At 69.5% G+C, this 18618-nt stretch carries 18 protein-coding genes; 8 read left to right on the forward strand and 10 right to left on the reverse strand.

Going from position 1 to position 18618, the window contains the following annotated elements; all coding sequences use genetic code 11:
* The first annotated feature begins 16 nt into the window (after positions 1–16).
* The 3 genes from pcaF to QTI45_RS23515 are packed head-to-tail and all read left to right on the forward strand — an operon-like array spanning position 17 to position 3050.
* Positions 17–1222, forward strand: a complete 1206-nt coding sequence (pcaF, locus tag QTI45_RS23505) for a 3-oxoadipyl-CoA thiolase (RefSeq protein ID WP_286656031.1) — start codon at positions 17–19, stop codon at positions 1220–1222.
* 56 nt (positions 1223–1278) lie between these two features.
* Positions 1279–2007 (forward strand): SDR family NAD(P)-dependent oxidoreductase, encoded by a 729-nt coding sequence (locus tag QTI45_RS23510; RefSeq protein ID WP_286656032.1) that lies wholly within the window; start codon positions 1279–1281, stop codon positions 2005–2007.
* Between the two features lie 44 nt (positions 2008–2051).
* Entirely contained in the window at positions 2052–3050 is a 999-nt protein-coding gene (locus QTI45_RS23515) for a Bug family tripartite tricarboxylate transporter substrate binding protein (protein ID WP_286656033.1), read from the forward strand.
* Here QTI45_RS23515 and lhpI read toward each other — a convergent pair.
* Complete coding sequence (lhpI, locus tag QTI45_RS23520; protein WP_286656034.1) at positions 3047–3979, reverse strand: bifunctional Delta(1)-pyrroline-2-carboxylate/Delta(1)-piperideine-2-carboxylate reductase; 933 nt, start codon at positions 3977–3979, stop codon at positions 3047–3049. The two genes, QTI45_RS23515 and lhpI, sit on opposite strands and share 4 nt — an antisense overlap.
* Before the next feature lie 62 nt (positions 3980–4041).
* On the opposite strand from lhpI, the gene QTI45_RS23525 reads away from it, so the two are divergent.
* Both QTI45_RS23525 and QTI45_RS23530 read left to right on the forward strand, forming a co-directional pair.
* A complete protein-coding gene (locus QTI45_RS23525) occupies positions 4042–4800 on the forward strand; it encodes a sulfite exporter TauE/SafE family protein (RefSeq protein ID WP_286370010.1) in 759 nt (252 codons plus the stop codon).
* Positions 4801–5028: 228 nt separating this feature from the next.
* Positions 5029–5247, forward strand: a complete 219-nt coding sequence (locus tag QTI45_RS23530) for a hypothetical protein (protein WP_286656035.1) — start codon at positions 5029–5031, stop codon at positions 5245–5247.
* A gap of 39 nt (positions 5248–5286) precedes the next feature.
* On the opposite strand, the gene QTI45_RS23535 is transcribed toward QTI45_RS23530, so the two are convergent.
* The 7 genes from QTI45_RS23535 to QTI45_RS23565 all read right to left on the reverse strand — a co-directional run bounded on the left by QTI45_RS23535 (position 5287) and on the right by QTI45_RS23565 (position 13843).
* A complete protein-coding gene (locus tag QTI45_RS23535) occupies positions 5287–5769 on the reverse strand; it encodes a MarR family winged helix-turn-helix transcriptional regulator (RefSeq protein WP_286370008.1) in 483 nt (160 codons plus the stop codon).
* Between the two features lie 28 nt (positions 5770–5797).
* Complete coding sequence (locus QTI45_RS23540) at positions 5798–7525, reverse strand: acyl-CoA dehydrogenase family protein (protein ID WP_286656036.1); 1728 nt, start codon at positions 7523–7525, stop codon at positions 5798–5800.
* 11 nt (positions 7526–7536) lie between these two features.
* Positions 7537–9264 carry a tannase/feruloyl esterase family alpha/beta hydrolase gene (locus QTI45_RS23545; protein ID WP_286656037.1) on the reverse strand — a complete coding sequence of 576 codons (1728 nt, stop codon included), beginning with the start codon at positions 9262–9264 and terminating at the stop codon, positions 7537–7539.
* Positions 9265–9273: 9 nt separating this feature from the next.
* A complete protein-coding gene (locus QTI45_RS23550) occupies positions 9274–10266 on the reverse strand; it encodes a Bug family tripartite tricarboxylate transporter substrate binding protein (protein WP_286370005.1) in 993 nt (330 codons plus the stop codon).
* Positions 10267–10295: 29 nt separating this feature from the next.
* The gene (locus tag QTI45_RS23555) at positions 10296–11060 is read right to left on the reverse strand and encodes an SDR family NAD(P)-dependent oxidoreductase (protein WP_286656038.1); all 765 of its coding nucleotides are present in this window, start codon (positions 11058–11060) and stop codon (positions 10296–10298) included.
* A gap of 78 nt (positions 11061–11138) precedes the next feature.
* The gene (locus QTI45_RS23560) at positions 11139–13049 is read right to left on the reverse strand and encodes a feruloyl-CoA synthase (RefSeq protein ID WP_286656039.1); all 1911 of its coding nucleotides are present in this window, start codon (positions 13047–13049) and stop codon (positions 11139–11141) included.
* A 20-nt stretch (positions 13050–13069) separates the two neighbouring features.
* Positions 13070–13843, reverse strand: coding sequence for a crotonase/enoyl-CoA hydratase family protein (locus QTI45_RS23565; protein ID WP_286656040.1), 774 nt, complete (start codon positions 13841–13843; stop codon positions 13070–13072).
* Between the two features lie 116 nt (positions 13844–13959).
* Between QTI45_RS23565 and QTI45_RS23570 the strand changes: the two genes are divergently transcribed.
* Positions 13960–14826, forward strand: a complete 867-nt coding sequence (locus QTI45_RS23570) for an amidohydrolase family protein (RefSeq protein WP_286656041.1) — start codon at positions 13960–13962, stop codon at positions 14824–14826.
* A 16-nt stretch (positions 14827–14842) separates the two neighbouring features.
* Here QTI45_RS23570 and kefC read toward each other — a convergent pair whose 3' ends face one another.
* Together kefC and kefF are read right to left on the reverse strand one after the other, a co-directional pair.
* Positions 14843–16693, reverse strand: coding sequence for a glutathione-regulated potassium-efflux system protein KefC (gene kefC, locus QTI45_RS23575; protein WP_286370000.1), 1851 nt, complete (start codon positions 16691–16693; stop codon positions 14843–14845).
* A 2-nt stretch (positions 16694–16695) separates the two neighbouring features.
* Positions 16696–17337 (reverse strand): glutathione-regulated potassium-efflux system oxidoreductase KefF, encoded by a 642-nt coding sequence (gene kefF, locus QTI45_RS23580; protein ID WP_286656042.1) that lies wholly within the window; start codon positions 17335–17337, stop codon positions 16696–16698.
* Between the two features lie 68 nt (positions 17338–17405).
* Here kefF and QTI45_RS23585 point away from each other — a divergent pair, with 68 nt between their 5' ends.
* Both QTI45_RS23585 and QTI45_RS23590 read left to right on the forward strand, forming a co-directional pair.
* Positions 17406–18026, forward strand: a complete 621-nt coding sequence (locus QTI45_RS23585; RefSeq protein ID WP_286370187.1) for a ParA family protein — start codon at positions 17406–17408, stop codon at positions 18024–18026.
* A gap of 73 nt (positions 18027–18099) precedes the next feature.
* Entirely contained in the window at positions 18100–18558 is a 459-nt protein-coding gene (locus QTI45_RS23590) for a MaoC family dehydratase (RefSeq protein ID WP_286369998.1), read from the forward strand.
* Positions 18559–18618 lie beyond the last annotated feature (60 nt).

Below are 18618 nucleotides of genomic sequence, written 5' to 3' on the forward strand. Positions count from 1 at the left end.
CTGGGGAGACATCACCATGAGTCAACAAGCCTTCATCTGCGACGCCATCCGCACCCCCTTCGGCCGTTACGGGGGCGCCCTCTCGAGCGTACGCACCGACGACCTCGGCGCAGTGCCGCTCAAGGCCCTGATGGAACGCAACAAGAACGTCGACTGGCAGGCGGTCGGCGACGTGCTCTACGGCTGTGCCAACCAGGCCGGCGAGGACAACCGCAACGTCGCGCGCATGGCGGCGCTGCTGGCCGGCCTGCCGATCGAGGTCGGCGGTGGCACCATCAACCGCCTGTGCGGCTCGGGCCTCGATGCCGTGGGCACCGCGGCGCGCGCCATCAAGGCCGGCGAAGCGGGCCTGATGATCGCCGGCGGCGTCGAGAGCATGAGCCGCGCGCCCTTCGTGATGCCCAAGGCCGAAAGCGCCTTCAGCCGCAACAACGCGGTCTACGACACCACCATCGGCTGGCGCTTCGTCAACAAGCTCATGAAGGCGCAGTACGGCGTCGACTCGATGCCCGAGACCGCCGAGAACGTGGCCACCGACTACAAGATCGAGCGCGAGGCCCAGGACCGCATGGCGCTGGCCTCGCAGCAGCGCGCCGTCGCGGCCCAGAAGTCGGGCTTCTTCGACAGCGAGATCGTGCCGGTGAGCGTGGCCCAGAAGAAGGGCGACCCGCTCATCGTCAACAAGGACGAGCATCCGCGCGAGACCAGCCTCGAGGCGCTGGCCAAGCTCAAGGGCGTGGTGCGCCCCGATGGCACCGTGACCGCCGGCAATGCCAGCGGCGTCAACGACGGCGCGGTGGCGCTGCTGCTGGCCGACGAGGCCAGCGCCGCCAAGCACGGCCTGACGCCGCGCGCCCGCGTGGTCGGCATGGCGACCGCCGGCGTGGCGCCGCGCGTGATGGGCATCGGCCCGGCGCCGGCGACGCAGAAGGTGCTGCAGCTCACCGGCCTCAAGCTCGAGCAGATCGACGTCATCGAACTCAACGAAGCCTTCGCCGCGCAGGGCCTCGCGGTGCTGCGCCTGCTCGGCCTCAAGGACGACGACGCGCGCGTCAACATCAACGGCGGCGCCATTGCGCTGGGCCATCCGCTGGGCGCCAGCGGCGCCCGCCTGGCCACCACCGCGATCAACCAGCTGCACAAGGGCGGCGGCCGCTATGCGCTGTGCACGATGTGCATCGGCGTCGGCCAGGGCATCGCGCTGATTCTCGAACGCGTCTGAGCGCGTTCACCCCGGGGCCGCCATCGCGCGGCCCGCATTGAAGTTCTGGAAGCAAGATGAGTCAACAAGAAGCCGCCCTGGTCACGGGCGGCAGCTCCGGCATTGGCCGGGCCACCTGCGAAGCGCTGCTCGCACAAGGACGCACGGTCGTCAATCTCGATTACAAGAAGCCCGACTGGAGCCACGAGCGTCTCGTGTCCTTCCAGGCCGACCTCACGCAGGAAGCGCAGACCCAAGCGGTGGCGCACGAGATCACCTCGGCCTATGCCGTGACGGCGCTGGTCAACAACGCCGGCGCCACGCGCCCCGGCACGATCGACACGGCCACCATGGCCGACCTCGACTACGTCGTCGGCCTGCACTTCAAGGCCAGCATGATCCTGGTGCAGGCGGCGCTGCCCGCGCTGCGCGCATCGGGCCGGGGCCGGATCGTGAACGTCTCGTCGCGTGCCGCGCTGGGCAAGCCCGAGCGCATCGTCTACTCGGCCACCAAGGCCGGCATGATCGGCCTCACACGCACGCTCGCCATGGAACTCGGCGGCGACGGCATCACGGTCAATGCGGTGGCGCCGGGCCCCATCGCAACGGAACTGTTTCGCCAGAGCAACCCTGAAGGCGCACCGCAGACCCGCCGCATCATCGACAGCATCGTCGTGAAGCGGCTCGGCACCGCGGACGATGTGGCGCGGGCCACGATGTTCTTCCTGTCGCCCGACAACGGATTCGTCACCGGCCAGGTGCTCTACGTCTGCGGCGGCACCACCCTTGGCGTCGCACCGGTCTGAGCCGGACGCCGCTTCCATCGATTCAACTCTTCACAAAGCCTTCCATGTCACGTTCCCCTGCCGCTGCCGCGCTGAAGCGCCGCACCTTCGCCCTGGCTGCCGCCGCCCTGTCGCTGGCGCCCATCGCCGCCCTGGCCCAGGCCGACTTTCCCGCCAAGCCCATCACCATCATCGTGCCCTTCTCGGCCGGCGGCACCACCGACATCCTGGCCCGCGTGGTCGGCCTGTACATGAGCCGCCATCTCGGCCAGCCGGTCGTGGTGGACAACCGCGCCGGCGCGGGCGGCAACATCGGCGGCCAGGCCGCAGCACGCTCGCCGGCCGATGGCTACACGCTGTTCATGGGCACGGTGGGCACGCACGCCATCAACCAGAGCCTCTACAAGAAGATGCCGTTCGACCCGATCAAGGACTTCGCGCCGCTCACGCGCGTGGCCATGGTGCCGAACCTGCTGGTGGCCAACCCGTCGCAGCCCTTCAAGAACGTGAAGGAAATGATCGCCTACGCGAAAGCCAATCCGGGCAAGATCAACTTCGGTTCGTCCGGCAACGGCAGCTCCATCCACCTGTCGGGCGAGCTCTTCAAGCAGATGGCCGGCGTCGACATGCAGCACGTGCCGTACCGCGGCAGCGCACCCGCGGTGTCCGACCTGCTCGGCGGCCAGATCTCGGTCATGTTCGACAACATGCCTTCGGCCATTCCGCACGTGAAGGGCGGCAAGCTGCGCGCCCTCGCCGTGACCACGGCCAAGCGCTCGCCGGCTCTGCCCGACGTGCCGACCATCGCCGAAGCCGGCGTGCCGGGCTACGAGGCGACCTCGTGGTTCGGCCTGCTGGCGCCCGCCGGCACGCCGGCGCCGGTGGTCGCCAAGCTCAATGCATCCATCCTCAAGGCCCTGGCCGACCCGGAAGTGAAGAAGAAGCTGGCCGAGCAAGGCGCGGAGCCCTTCGGCGAGAAGCCGGAGCAGTTCGCGGCCTTCATCCAGAGCGAGACGCTGAAGTGGGGCAAGGTCGTGAAGGAGTCGGGCGCCAGCCTCGACTAGCGCTCGCGTTGCCAGACCAGGGTCGCGGCCGCGAGATCCTCGAGCGCGCTGCCGACCGCCTTGAAGACCGTGCGCTCGCCGGCCGAACGGCGGCCCCGGCGCTCGCCCCTGCAGAGCTGCGCCAGCGTTCCCTGGATCGTCTCCGGCGACAGCGCGCCGGCGGCGATGGCGTCGAGCAGGTCGCCGGCCTTGGTCGGCGCCTCTTCGGTGTCGACATACACGCGGGCGCCGGCGAAGCAGGCGGCGTCGGCCTCTTTCATGGCTGGCGTGAAACTGCCGATGAGGTCGAGATGGGAGCCCGGCGCCAGCCAGTCGCCGCGCACCAGCGGCGCCGTGGCGAGCGTCGCGCAGCAGACGATGTCGGCGGCCGACACCGCCGCCCCGAGGTCGTCGACCGCCTGGGCATCCCAGCCTTCCTGCCGCCATTCGGCGGCCAGCGCCCGTGCCCCTTCCGGCCGGTGATTCCATACCCGGACCTCGCGGATCGAACGCACGCTGGCATGTGCCGCGGGCAGCAGGCGCGCCACCCGGCCGGTGCCCAGCACCAGCAGCCGCGCGGCGTCCTCGCGGGCCAGGAAGGACGCGCCCAGCGCCGAAGCGGCGGCGGTCCGGTGCGCGGTGATCTCGTTGCCGTCGAGCTGCGCCAGCGGCACGCCGGTGTGTGCGTCGTAGAGCACGTAGGTCGCATGCAGCCCGGGCAGGCCGAGCGCGCTGTTGCCCGGAAAGATGTTGATGGTCTTGATGCCGAGGAAGCCGGCTTCGCTCCAGGCCGGCATGATCAGCACGGTGCCGCGGTCGTCGCCGGCGGAGACCGCATGCACATGGCGCGCTGGCACTGTGGCTGCGCTCGCGAAGGCCGCGCGCAGGGCCGGCACGAGGCTTTTGAAGTCGAGGTGGCTGCGGGTCCGGTGGGCGTCGAGGATCTTCATGGGGCGTGTTGGGATGTTGCGTGGACAATGTAGCGCCCAGGCACCCGCAATTCCCTCTCGTCTTGAATCTCCCGATCATCACCGACCTGCATTTCTATGCGGTCGCCGTTCCCGCCGTGCTCTTGCTCGGCGTCAGCAAGAGCGGCTTCGGCGCCGGCTTCGGCTCCCTCGCGGTTCCGTTCATGGCGCTCGCGGTCAGCGTGCCGCAGGCAGCTGCCATCCTGATGCCGGTGCTGCTGCTGATGGACCTGCTCGGCATCGCCGCCTTCCGCCGCGATTTCGACCGCCGGCTGCTGCTGTTCCTGATCCCGTGCGGACTGCTGGGCACGGTGATCGGCGCCGTGTTGTTCAAGCTGCTGCCGGCGCACACGGTCGCCGGCATCGTCGGCGTCTTCACGCTGCTGTTCCTGGCCCAGCGCCTGCTGTTCCCGCCGCGGGCGGACGCTTCGCCGCCGTCGAAGGTCGGCGGTGCGCTGCTCACCACCATCAGCGGCTTCACGAGCTTCATCGCGCACGCCGGCGGGCCGCCGGTCAACGCCTACGTGATCCCGCTGCGGCTGACGCCGGTGGTCTTCACCGCCACCATGGCCTACTTCTTCTTCGTCGTGAACCTGAGCAAGTGGGTGCCCTACGCCTGGCTGGGCCTGCTCGACTGGCGCAACATGGCGACCTCGCTGGTGCTGCTGCCGATCGCGCCGCTGGGCGTGTGGGTGGGCATTCGCATCGCGCGGCGCATCGATCCGGTCTGGTTCTACCGCCTGGTCTACCTGGGCATGCTGCTGACCGGCCTCAAGCTCTGCTGGGACGGCTTTCTCGCTTGAGATGAAACACCCCCCGAAGCGCCTGCGGCGCCTCCCCCCTCAAAGGGGGCGATACCAGCGGCCCGGCAAAGCCGGTTCCGCGGTATCCCTGGCATTTGGGTGCGCCGGTTTCATGCATCGCGGGTTACGCGATCGCGTGGTGGAGCACTGAAATGTGGCTCGGCTCAGGCCGATGTAATGCAAACCTCTACGATTGCCGCGCCCCTTCGCGATGGGCAGAATTTCGGCATGTCCGAATTCTCGACGACGCCCGCCGCCCTGCAGGACCAGGAGCTCCAGAGCCTGGCGACCGAGTGGCGCATGCGCGCGATGCAGGGCGATCAGCTCGCGCACCGCATGGCGCGGGCGCTCGAAGCCGAGCAGCGCCGCCGCATCCGCGATTCGGGCCTGCAGATCCTGACGCCCGCGGCGTCGCGCGCTTCTTCGCCCTGGTGGAAGTTCTGGTGATCTGCCGCGCCGGCCAGTCGGTTGGGGACGGCGCAAAGATCAGTGATAGACCTTCTGCAGCAGCCTGATCAGCGTCTCGCGTTCGCGCGGCGTGAGGCGGGCGCTGGCATCGGCCTCGAGTTCGATCACGGTCTGCTCGGCTTCGCGCACCAGCTGCTCGCCGGCCGGCGTCAGGTGCAGGCCGATGGCGCGGCCGTCGTGCGGGTGCGGGCGCCGCTCGATCAGGCCGCGGCTGTCCATCGCCGCGATCAGGCTCACCAGGTTCGGCGGCAGGATGTCGAGGGTCGAGCAGAGCTGGCGCGAGGTCGCGCCCGGGTTGTGGGCGAGCAGCGACAGCACCGAGAAGTCGACCTGCTTGAGGCCGTAGACCGCCATCCGCTCGGCGAACACCTGGGTCACGACCAGCCAGGCGCGGCGCGCGTTGTAGCCGACGAAGGTTTCGAGCACGCGGGTGTCGAGGTGATCGCTGCGCGCTGCCGCTGCGCCCGCTGGCGAGGGGATTTTCTTGCGTGGGGTGACCATGGCCCGAGGGTAACCCGGCCGGCGCCGCTCAGGCTACTGATTGCCGGGTGCTCACCGCTTCGCAGGCGCGCTTGACGATGCCCAGCCGAAGCTCGAACTCGGGCAGCACCCAGCGGCGGAAGGCGGCCTCGGGTGCGTTCCAGCGGGCCTCCTGCGGCGCCGCGCGCCCGATCCGGGCCCAGGCCCAGGCCAGCAGCGAGATCATCACCACCCGCAGGTAGTCGTCGGCCACTTCGTAGGGCAGTGCGGGGTCGGCCGCCGAGGCCATCGCGAGCGTGGTCGTGAGGTAGCGCAACTGCGCCAGTCGTCGCTGCACGTCGGCATCGATCTCGCGCGCAGCGTCGAGTTCGTCGCGCAGTTCGATCAGCAGCGCCGACATGCCGGCGCCGCCATCGGCCAGCACCTTGCGCACCAGCAGGTCGATCGCCTGGATCTCGTTGGTGCCCTCGTAGATCATCGTGACGCGGGAGTCGCGCACCACCTGCTCGATGCCCCATTCGCGCACGTAGCCATGGCCGCCGAAGACCTGCAGGCATTCGCTGGCGCCATGGAAGGCCTGCTGCGTGCAGGCCGACTTGAGCACCGGCGTGACCAGCGCGCACCAGCGCTGCGCGCGCTCGCGCGACTTCGCATCGCTGTCGTGGCGCGCCACGTCGAGCTGCACCGCGGTGCGATAGGCGATCAGGCGGGTGCCGTCGATCCAGGCGCGTTGGGTGTCGAGGATGCGGCGGATCGCCGGATGCTCGGCCACCAGGTCGGAGGTCTCGCTGCCGCGGCTGGCCGGTGCCGGGCCGGGCGCGCGCATCTGGCGGCGTTCGTGCGCATAGGCGTCGGCCTTCTGCCAGGCGGCATCGAGCAAGCCGATGCCCTGCAGCGCCACGTGCAGCCGGGCCGCGTTCATCATCACGAACATCGCCGCCAGCCCGCGGTTCGGCTCGCCGATCAGCCAGCCGGTGGCGTCGTCGAAGCGCATCACGCAGGTCGAGCTGCCATGCAGGCCCATCTTTTCCTCGATGCGCTCGCAGTGCACCGCGTTGCGCGAGCCGTCGGGCAGGCGCTTCGGCACCAGCACCAGCGACAGGCCCTTGGGCCCGGCCGGTGCGTCGGGCATCCGGCACAGCACCAGGTGCACGATGTTGTCGCTGAGGTCGTGCTCGCCGCCCGAGATGAAGATCTTGCCGCCCGCGACGCGGAAGCTGCCGTCGGCCTGCGCCACGGCGCGGGTGCGCACCTGCCCCAGGTCGCTGCCGGCATGGGCTTCGGTCAGGCACATGGTGGCCAGCCATTCGCCGGTGGCGATCTTCGACAGGTAGCGCTGCTTGAGCTCTTCGCTGCCGTGGTGCCTGAGGCACTCGTAGGCGCCGTGCAGCAGGCCCGGCGCCATCGTGAGCCCGTGGTTGGCAGCGCTGAGCCATTCGAAGAGCACGGCGTCCAGCACGGCGGGCAGGCCCTGGCCGCCGTCTTCGGGCGCGGCCGAGAGAGCGGGCCATCCGCCATCGACGAAGGCCCGGTAGGCCTCGCGGAAGCCCGGCGGCGTGATGACCTCGCCGTCGACGAAGCGGCAGCCGATCTCGTCGCCATCGCGGTTCGACGGCGCGATGACTTCGGCGACGAACTTGCCGGCCTCGTCGAGCACCTGGGCCTGCAGCGTCTCGTCGACCTCCGCGAAAGGCGCCAGGGCGCGCAGGCGTGGCGTGGCGCCGAGCACCGTGTTCAACACGAAGCGAACATCGTCGGGACGGGGCTGGTAGTTCATCGCAGGAAGTCTCAGGTTGCGCGGCAGGCAAAGCTGGCTGCGCTTTCGGTGTCGCCGCCGGTGTAGACCGCGACCTTCGGATAAGGGCACAGCGGTCGCGTGCGCCGAGCCGACCAGCTGGCCGGGACTTCGGCATTGACGCTCGCTGCGCCCGGACCGCGCGCATTGGCGGCCACGCTGTCGGGCGCCTGGCCCTGCTCGACCCAGCCGACCAGCGCGCTGAGCATGTCGAACTGGTCGGTGGCCGGGCCGCCCGAGCAATGGTTCATGCCGGGCACCGGGAAGTAGCGCGCGAAGCGCGCGGCGTCGCCGCCGTTCGCGCCTTGCAGCCGTTCGTACCACGCGGCGGTGTCGTCGGCAGAGAACACCGGATCGCTGGTGCCGTGGTAGACGATCATCTTGGCACCGCGGTCGCGCAGCGTCGCAAGGTTCGCCGCATCGGGCGGCGCCATGAAGGCCATCGCCGATTCGCGGTAGATGCCATCCGTGGCGTCGATCAGCGGCGCGTCCCGGTCCATGTCGAAGCCAAGCGCGAAGGCCAGGCCTGCGGGCCGGCCGGCCAGGGGCGGCGAGGTGAAGATGAAGCCGACGGCGCCGGTGTCGCGGGTCTGCGAGCTGGCGAACTTCCACTCGCGCCAGTTGGCGCCGCCGATGCCGGCGTCGAACGGGAAGCTGCTGTAGAGCGGCTTGCCGGCGCTGTTGCGCGCGCCGGCGAAGACGTTGGCCAGCGCGGTCTTCTGGGCCGCCGTCAGGCATTGGCCGTCGCGTGCGCCGCTGCAGGCCGGCAGGTCGCGCTGCAGGTCGAAGCGTGCCTGGCAGGCCTTCACGTCGGAGACGATGCCGTCCGCGAGGCCGTCGAGCGCGTCGCAGCGCGCCAGCACGCGATCGGACACCAGCTTCAGTTCGGCCGGCGTGAAAGCGCTCTGCAGGTCGGGCTGGCCGGCGCTGGTGGTGGCGTTCGCCACCCGGGCGTACTGCTGCGCGCCGTAGAGCTGCGCCACGGCGGCGCGCGGCAGGTTGTAGCCGGGGTTGCCGGCGAGGATGCCGTCGTACTGGCCGGGCGAGCGCGCCGCGGCGACCATCGCGTGGCGGCCGCCGTTCGAGCAGCCGCCGATGTACGAGCGGTCGGGGCCACGGCCGTAGGCCTTGGCGATCAGGTTCTTGGCCATCGGCGTGAGTTGCGCCACCGCGTTGTAGCCGTAGTCCAGCCGCGCCTGCGGATCGACGCCGAACAGCGGCCCGAGCGAGCCGGCGTGGCCGGCATCGGAGCTGATGACGGCGAAGCCCATCTGCAGGGCGCTGCTGGCCGGCGCGCCGCCGCCGATGCCGCCCAGAGCGGGAACCACGGCGCCGTCCAGGCCGCCGTTGGCCTGGTAGAAGAAGCGGCCGTTCCATTCGACCGGAAGGCGCATCTCGAAACCGATCGCGTAGCTCTTGCCGTCGACCGGACCGACGCGCTCGTTCATGCGGCCCTGCACCAGGCAGTGGGCCGGCGCCGGCATGCTCACGTTGCCCAGGGCGAGCGGGCCGGCCGCCACCGACTCGACGCGGGTGTATGCCGTGCCTGCGACCGCCGCCTTGGCCGCCAGGTCGGCGCACGACAGCAGCGGGCCGGGACGGGCTGCGGCCAGCCGCGGCGGTGCCGAGCCCGGACCCGTCGACGTGCAGGCCGCGAGGCCGATCGCCAGCGACAGGCCGAGCGAGCCGCGGATCGCCGCGGTCCGGACTTTGTTGCGCATGCGGGCTCCTCAGGACTCTGCCGTGAACCCGATCTTCTTGACCAGCGGACCCCAGCGCTCGTACTCGCTCTGGATCGATTTCCTCATCTCTTCGGGCGTCGAGCCCTGCGCCACCAGGCCGACCGAGAAAAGGCCGTCGACGATCGCCGGATCCTTCAGTGCGGCGGTGATCGCAGCGTTGGCGGCCTTGATCACCTCCGGCGGGGTCTTCGCGGGTGCGATGAAGCCGAACCACTCTTCGGCCACGATCTCGGGGAAGCCCTGCTCGGCGAAAGTCGGCACGTCCGGCAGATAGGGCGCCCGCGTGTTGCCCGAGGTCGCGAGCACGCGCAGCTTGCCGGCCTTGGCGAAGGGCAGGTAGTCGCCGGCTGGCGTCATGCTCGAGGCGATCTGCCCGCCGACCACGTCGTTGACCGCCGGCAGCGAGCCGCGGTAGGGGATGTGCTTGAGATCGGTGCCGCTGTTGAGACCCAGCAACGCGCCGAGGAAGTGAGGCGTGGAGCCGGCGCCCGGCGAGCCGTAGCTGGCTTCCTTCGGATTGGCCTTGGCCCAGGCGATGTAGTCCTTCAGCGTCTTCACGCTCGCCGGCACCATCGGGCCGACCGCCAGGCCGTGGGTCATGACCGCACCAATCGAGACCGGTGCGAAATCGGCGATCGCGTAGTTGAGCTTGCTGTAGATGTGCGGATAGGTCGACAGGGCCGATGCCTGGCAGACCGCCAGCACCGAGCCGTCGGCCGGCGAAGTCTTGAGGGCCTCGAGCGCGATGCGGCCGCCGGCGCCGGGCCGGTTGTCGACCACCGCGGCGTTCTTGGTGAAGGCGCTGCCGCCGAGCTTGTCGCCGACGCGGCGGGCCACGCTGTCGCCGGCGCTGCCGGCCGGGAAGCCGTAGAAGATCTTGACCTGGTTGATCGCTTCGGCCGCGAGGGCGGCCAGCGGATGCAGCATGCCGAGCGCGGCGCTGCCGCCAAGGGCCTGGACGAAGAGGCGTCGTTGGATCATGTCGTTGTCTCCTTGGGTGATGTTCTGGGTCAGCGCGGCGCCATGCGCAGGGCGCCGTCGAGCCGGATCACCTCGCCGTTGAGGTGGCCGTTGGTGACGATGTGGCAGGCCAGCGCGGCAAACTCCGCCGGGTCGCCCAGGCGCGGCGGGAACGGGATCGAGGCGGCCAGCGATTGCTGGATCGGCTCCGGCAGGGTCTTGAGCAGCGGCGTCGCGAACAGGCCCGGTGCGATCGTGCAGACGCGGATGCCGTGCTGCGCGAGGTCGCGCGCCATCGGCAGCGTCATGCCCACCAGCCCGCCCTTCGAGGCGCTGTAGGCCTGCTGGCCGACCTGGCCGTCGAAGGCCGCGACCGAGGCGGTGAACAGCATCACGCCGCGCTCGCCGCCTTCGTTCGGGTCCAGCTTGGCGCAGCGTGCCGCATAGAGGCGGCTGACGTTGTAGGCGCCAATCAGGTTGATGTTGACCACCCGCACGAAATCCTCGAGCGGCGCGGCGCTGCCGTCCTTGCCGACGATCCGCTTGGCGCTGCCGATGCCGGCCACGTTCATGAGGATGCGGGCCGCACCGTGCGCGGCCTCGGCCTTATCGAGCGCGGCGTTGACGCTGTCGGTGTCGGTGATGTCGCAGACGCAGGCGATGCCGCCGATGTCGGCGGCGACCTTCTCCGCCAGGCCGGCATTGACGTCGAGCACCGCGACCTTGGCGCCGAGCCGCGCGAGCTCGCGCGCCGTGGCTTCGCCGAGGCCGGATGCGCCGCCGGTCACGAGTGCGGCTTGTCCCTGGATGTTCATGGCTTGTCTCCTTTTGTTTAGTCAGTTGAGGACAGAGCAAAAACTGCTGCGCAGTTTCTTGGTCTGTCCCGCAAGGTATCAGTTGGGCTTGAGCGTGAACGCCAACGTGCCGTCGTGCAGCGCCTCGGCCAGCGCCGCACGATGCTTGAGCACGGCACGCTGGTTGATCGAGCCCTTGTCGGTCACTTCGCCCTTGTCGATCGAGGGCGGCTCGGAAACGATGTGGGCGCGCGCGATGCGGTTGGCGCTGCCGGTGCTGGCGGCGCCGAGCCCGTCGAGCAGCTGCTGCAGCCAGGCCTGCACCGGCGCGCTCTCGACCACCTGCTGCAAGGTCGCGTCGGGCGCCAGGCCGGCCAGCGTCCGGATGGCCGGGGTCGGGAAGATCAGCGCGCCGACTTCCTTCAGGTTGATGCCGGTCAGCACCGCGTCGTGCACGTAGGGGGCGCCGGCGGTGTTGATCTTCGCGCGCAGCGGGCCGACGCTCACGAAGGTGCCGGTGGCGAGCTTGAAGTCCTCGGCGATGCGGCCATCGAAGCGCAGGCCGCGGTGGATGTCGGCGTCGTCGATCCAGCGCACGGCATCGCCGGTGCACAGGAAGCCCTCTTCGTCGAAGGCCTCGCGCGTGGCATCCGGCGAGCGCCAGTAGCCCGGCGTGACGTTGGGGCCGCGGTAGCGCACCTCGACCTTGCCGTCGACATCGATCAGCTTGAGCGTCATGCCGGGCGTCGGCACGCCGACGTCGCCGGCGCGCACGTCCGGGCTGTTGATGAACATCGCCGAGGGGCCCGACTCGGTCATGCCGAGGCCGGTCGCCATCACGATGCGCTCGCCGATCTCGGCCTCCTGGATCTGGTGCAGCAGGTCCCAGATCGGCTGCGCCAGCGCGGCGCCGGAGTAGAAGAACATGCGCACCCGCGAGAGCAGCGTCCGGCGCAGCTGCGCATCGGTCTGCATCGCTTGCGCGATGGCCTCGAAGCCGGTCGGCACGTTGAAGTAGACGGTCGGCGCGATCTCGCGCAGGTTGCGAAGCGTCTCCGCCATGCCCGCCGGCGTCGGCTTGCCGTCGTCGATGTAGAGCGTGCCGCCGTGGTAGATCGTGATGCCGACGTTGTGGTTGCTGCCGAAGGTGTGGTTCCACGGCAGCCAGTCGACCAGCACCGGCGGCTCCTCCGCGAGGGCCGGCATCGACTGCGCGATCTGCACCTGGTTCGCGCACCACATGCGCTGGGTGTTGACCACCGCCTTGGGCATCTTGGTCGAGCCCGATGTGAACAGGAACTTGGTGATCGTGTCCGGCCCGGTGGCCGCCATGGCGGCGTCGACCGCGTGCGTGGCGGGCGTGGCGAGAAGGCTCTCGAAGGCGGTGAGGGCGCGGCCGGCCAGCTCGGGCGCGGCCGTGCCCGGGTCGCCGGCACCGCCGTGGCCGCGCTGCAGCACCACCTCGACATTGGCCGGAACCGCCGCCGCGATGGCGCGGCCGAAGCGCGCGGCGTCGCTCGCGAACACCAGCCCCGGGGTCAGCGTGTCGACGATGTGGCGCAGCTTCTCGTAGTCCTGGCTGACGGTCGAGTAGGCGGGCGAGGCCGGGCAGTACGGAACGCCGGCATAGATGCAGCCTAGCGCCAGCTGGGCATGCTCCAGGCTGTTCTCGCTCAGGATCATGACCGGCCGCTCGGCGTCCAGGCCGCGGTTCAGCAGCGCCTGGCCGATGCGGCGGGCGTCCTGCAGCGCCCGGGCGTAGCTCAGGTGCTGCCACTCGCCGGTGCTGCCGTCGGGCAGTTGTTCGCGGCGCGCCATGAAGCTGCGGTCGGGCTCGGTCTCGGCCCAGTGCATGAAGCGGTCGGTGATGCGTTCGGCGTAGGGGCCGAGCGGCTCGGCGGCCTCGAGGTAGCGCACGCCCGCCGCGCCCTCGCGCACGTTGACGCGGCGCACGCCGAAGGTCACGGGCCGATAGCGTGGCGTCTGGGTCGTCGGACGGGGGGCTTGCATGGGGAATCCTCGGTTTTGTCTCAGCTCTTCTGGACCTTGGCCGCCTTGCCGTCCAGGAAGGCGCGCACGCGCTCCTTGGCGTCGGGCGCGGCCTGCGCGATGCCGGCCATCAGCGCTTCGGTGAAGAAGCCGTGGTCGGCCGGCTGCTCGGCGATGCGCGGCAGCGCGTGCATCAGCGCGTAGTTGGTCAGCGGCGCGTTGGTCGCCACGCGCTTGGCGAGTTCCAGCGCCTTGTCGAAGGCGCTGCCCTCGGCCACCCGGTACTGGGCGAAGCCGGCGCGCTCGCCGTCCTCGGCGTTGTAGACCCGGCCGGTCATCATCATGTCGGTCATGCGGGCGGCGCCGATCAGCTTGGGGATCCGCACCGAACCGCCGCCGCCGACGAAGATGCCGCGCGAGCCTTCGGGCAGCGCGTAGAAGGTGGTGCTGTCGGCCACGCGGATGTGGCAGGCGCTCGCGAGCTCCAGGCCGCCGCCGACCACCGCGCCGTGCAGCGCCGCGATCACCGGCACCGGGCCGAATTGCACGAGGTCGAGCGCCGCATGCCACATGCGCGAATGCTGCAGGCCCTGGCCGGCGTCGCGCTCTTTCAGCTCGGCCAGGTCGAGGCCGGCGCAGAAGTGCGGACCCTCGCCGTCGATCACCGCGGCACGCACCGTGGAGGGCAGCTTCTCGAAGGCGTCGCGCAATGCCAGGATCAGGCCGTCGGACAGCGCGTTGCGCTTGGCGCCGCGCGTGAGGCGGATGATGGCGATGTCGTCCTGGATGTCGAGGTGGAGGTCGTTGGAGGTCATGATTGCATTCCGGAGTACGATCGATTATGGTTATGAAAAATAATCAATTCAAGCCGCATGATGCTGTGTGGCGTAAGGATTTACCCTAGGCTTCAAACCGCTCGGAGACAACCCCCATGGACCACCAGAACCTGATCGCGATCGACACTCACACGCATGCCGAGGTGAGTTGCTGGAACCCCTTCGACAACTACGGCGAGGAGTACGACCGCGCCGCCGACAAGTACTTCAGGTCGAGCCGCCGCCCGACCATCCAGGAGAGCATCGACTACTACCGCGAGCGCAAGATCGGGCTGGTCATGTTCATGGTCGATGCAGAGTCGAACATGGGCCGGCGCCGGATCCCGAACGAGGAGATCGCCGAGGCCGCGCAGAAGAACTCCGACATCATGATCGCCTTCGCCAGCATCGACCCGCACAAGGGCAAGATGGGCGCGCGCGAGGCCCGCCGGCTGATCGAGGAATACGGCGTCAAGGGCTTCAAGTTCCATCCGACGGTGCAGGGCTACCACCCCTACGACAAGATGGCCTGGCCGATCTACGAGGTGATCGCCGAATACGCGCTGCCGGCCGTCTTCCACACCGGCCACAGCGGCATCGGTTCGGGCATGCGCTGCGGTGGCGGCCTCAGGCTGGAGTACAGCAACCCGATGCACCTGGACGACGTCGCGATCGACTTCCCCGACATGCAGATCGTGATGGCGCACCCGAGCTTCCCCTGGCAGGACGAGGCGTTGAGCGTCGCGACCCACAAGCCGAACGTCTGGATCGACCTCTCGGGCTGGAGCCCGAAGTACTTCCCGAAGCAGCTGGTGCAATACGCCAACACGCTGCTCAAGGACCGCGTGCTGTTCGCCAGCGACTACCCGCTGATCACGCCCGACCGCTGGCTCAAGGACTTCGAGGACGCCGGCTTCAAGCCCGAGGTGATGCCGGGCATCCTCAAGGGCAATGCGGTGCGGCTGCTGAAGCTGGACCAGTAGCAGGCCGGCACCGGAATCAGGGCAGCCGTTCTTCTCCGGCCTGTTCGTCCCAGGCAGCGCTGCTCCGCTGGCGCCGCTCCTCGCGCTCGCGCGCCATCTGCTCCTGGAACTGCTGGCGGCCCTTCTTCGCCACCGCGATCAGCTTGGCGCGATCGCCCTTGTAGTGCGGGTAGGTCTCGTGCATCAGCTCGATGTTGCGGCGCCGGAAGCGCATCGCGTCCTGGCGCGCCTCGTGCGCCGGCCAGCCGATCGCCTCGAGCACCGAGCGGGCGCTGCGCAGCGACGACTCGAAGACCTCGCGCTCGACGAACTCCACCTTGCGGTCGAGCAGCTGGTAGAGGTGGTTGACATTGCGCGCCCGCACCACCAGCTTCGCCTGCGGGAAGTGCTTTTGCGCCAGGTCGACGATCTGCAGCGACTGCTCCATGTCGTCGACCGCCACCACCAGCACCTTGGCCGTGCCGGCGCCCGCGGTGCGCAGCAGGTCGAGGCGCGTCGCATCGCCGTAGAAGACCGGGATGCCGAACTCGCGCAGCGCCTCGATGGTGTCGGGGTCGTGGTCCAGCACCGTGATCCTCACGCCCTGCGCGGTCAGCATCCGTCCGATGATCTGGCCGTAGCGGCCGAAGCCGCAGATCACCACCTTGGCGTCCTGCTGCTCGGAGATCTCCTCGAGCGTGGTCGGCTGGTGCGCGCTGTAGCGCGGCAGCACCCACTTGTCGATCACCACCAGCAACAGCGGCGAGACCAGCATCGACAGCGCCACCGCGGCGATCAGGAAGGACGCCACGCCGGGCGGCAGCACGTTGGGCCCGGCGGCCTGGAACACCACGAAGGCGAACTCCCCGCCCTGCGCCAGCAGCAGCGTGAACACCGGCCGCTGCTGGTAGGGCACCTGCATGGCCTTGGCCAGGGCGTAGATGACGACGAACTTGACGGCCAGGAAGGCGACCACCACCAGCGCCATCAGCGCGGGATGCTCGAGCAGCACGCCGAAATCGATGCTCATGCCGACCGCGATGAAGAACAGGCCGAGCAGCAGGCCCTTGAAGGGCTCGATGTCGGTCTCGAGTTCGCGCCGGTATTCGCTTTCCGCCAGCAGCACGCCGGCCAGGAAGGCGCCGAGCGCCATCGACAGGCCGATGAACTGCATCAGCGCAGCGATCGCGACCACCAGCAGCAGCGAGGTGGCGGTGAAGATCTCGGGCGTGTTGCTGCGCGCGATCCATCGGAGCAGCGGCCGCAGGGCGAGCCGGCCGCCGACCACGATGGCGGCGATCACGGCGACGATCTTCAGGCCTTCGAGCGTGCGGTCCCATCCGGTCATGGCCGGCGCGGCGCCGGAGCCGACCGCCAGCAGCGGCAGCAGCGCCAGGATCGGGATCGCCGCCACGTCCTGGAACAGCAGGATCGAGAAGCCCGACTGGCCGCTCGGCGTCAGCAGCAGGTTGCGCTCGGCGAACACCTGCAGCGCGATCGCTGTCGACGACAGCGCCAGCCCGAGCGCCGCCACCAGCGACACGCGCCAGTCGGCGCCCGCGGCCCAGCCGACCAGGAACAGCACCGCGGCGCAGCCCAGCACCTGGGCCGAGCCCCAGCCGAAGATCGGCCGGCGCAGGTTCCACAGGCGCTTGGGCTCGAGTTCGAGGCCGACCAGGAACAGCATCAGCACGACGCCGAACTCGGCGAAGTGCAGGATGTCCTCGACGTTCGTGACCAGGCCCAGGCCCCAGGGCCCGATCGCGATGCCGGCCACCAGGTAGCCGATGATCGCGCCCAGCCCGAGCGCCTTGGACAGCGGCACCACGAGCACCGCGGCACCCAGATAGATCAGCGTGTTGACCAGCCAGCCTGGTGCGTGTTCCATGCTCAGGCTTCCTCGTGGCTGGCGGCCGGCCGGTCGGTCTCGGGCACCGGGCAGCTGATGCAGGCGTCCAGTTCCTCGAGCTCCGGCCAGTCCGGGTAGCTCTGCAGCCGCTGCTTGAAGACCTCGACATGCGCCTCCAGCTCGGCCGCCGGGGCGCTGCGGGCGCCGTGGAACAGCAGCGGCGGCAGGAAGCGCATGCCGCAGAGCGTCGCGGTCTGCTCGTAGGGCGGCAGGAAGGCGTCGAAGAAGTAGCGGTTGTAGCTCTGCGGGTGGTAGCTGCCTTCGGGCCCGCCGGTGGTGGCGACCAGCCAGCAGTCCTTGCCCTCCAGCGCCCGCCCGCCGGTGCCGTAGGCCCAGCCGTAGTCGAGCACCTCGTCGAGCCAGAGCTTCTGCAGCGCCGGCATCGAATACCACTGGATCGGATGCAGCAGCACCAGCAGGTCGGCGCGGGCCAGGCGGGCCTGTTCGGTCTTGACGTCGATCGCGTAGTCGGGGTAGGTGTCGTAGAGGTCGTTGACGTCGACCCCGGGGCTGGCCTGAGCGGCTTTCAGCAGCCGGAGGTTCACGCGGGATTCGCGCCAGTGCGGATGGGCGGCCACCACGTAGATGTGCGCCGAACTTTTGTTGTTGGGTGTGGTCGACATGGCGCGAACATTAGCGCACTCCGCGGGCGGCTACCATGACGCCCTTGTTCAGCCTGTCGGAGCCTCACATGCCGGTGGTCCTGGTCGCCAATCCCAAGGGCGGAGTCGGAAAATCCACGCTCGCCACGAACATCGCGGGCTATCTCGCCAGCCGCGGGCACCCCGTGATGCTGGGCGACATCGATCGCCAGCAGTCCTCGCGGCTCTGGCTCGGCTTGAGGCCGCCGCAGGCGCGGAAGATCCTCAGCTGGGAGGCGTCCGAGGACGGCAGCGTGGTGCGCCCGCCGCGCGGCACGACGCACGCGGTCATCGACACGCCGGCCGGGCTGCACGGCTCGCGCTTCAAGGACGCGCTGGCGCTGGCCGACAAGGTGCTGGTGCCCTTGCAGCCCAGCATCTTCGACATCTACGCGACGCGCGATTTCCTCGACAAGCTGCTCGCCAACCGACATGCCGGAAAGACCAGGATCGCCCTGGTCGGGATGCGCGTCGACGCCCGCACGCTGGCCGCGGACCGGCTGCGCGAGTTCGTCTCCGGGCTGGATGTGCCGGTGCTGGGGGAACTGCGCGACACGCAGAACTATGTGCAGCTGGCCGCCCGCGGCCTCACCCTGTTCGACATCGCGCCGGGGCGGGTGCAGCGCGATCTGGAGCAGTGGCAGCCGATCACCGATTGGCTGGACGCCTGAGTCCGTGTTTACCCCGAGCCGCGATGTCCCGGCGTGGACAGGAGGGGTGCCGGGGCACAGCTACAGTGAGGCGATGAAAAAGACCTTCCAGACCCTTCAGGATCTCGCCGCGTGCGTCGGCCAGGAAGTCGCGGTCAGCGACTGGATCACCATCACCCAAGAGCAGGTCAACCAGTTCGCCGAGGCGACCGGCGATCACCAGTGGATCCACGTCGATGTCGAGCGCGCCAAGTCCGGCCCTTTCGGCGGACCGATCGCGCATGGCTTCCTGACGCTGTCGCTGCTGCCGCGGCTCTATGAAGTGGCCTTCGAGGTGGTCGAGTCGCGCATGGGCGTGAACTACGGCCTGAATCGCGTGCGTTTCATGTCGCCGGTGCCGGTCGGAGGCCGGGTGCGCGGCCGCATGAAGCTGCTGAGCTCGGAGCCGATTGCCAACGACGGGCTGCAGATGACCTGGGAAACGACCATCGAACTGGAAGGTTCGCCGAAGCCGGCCTGCGTCGCCGAGTCTGTCGTCCGGCGGTACAGGTAGCTCGCCCCCAGGTTGGGCTCACTGCGTGTAGCCCGCCCACCCCCTACCGGGGGCAACACC

Origin of the sequence: Variovorax saccharolyticus (assembly GCF_030316765.1) — a bacterium.
Classification (GTDB): Bacteria; Pseudomonadota; Gammaproteobacteria; order Burkholderiales; family Burkholderiaceae_C; genus Variovorax; species Variovorax saccharolyticus.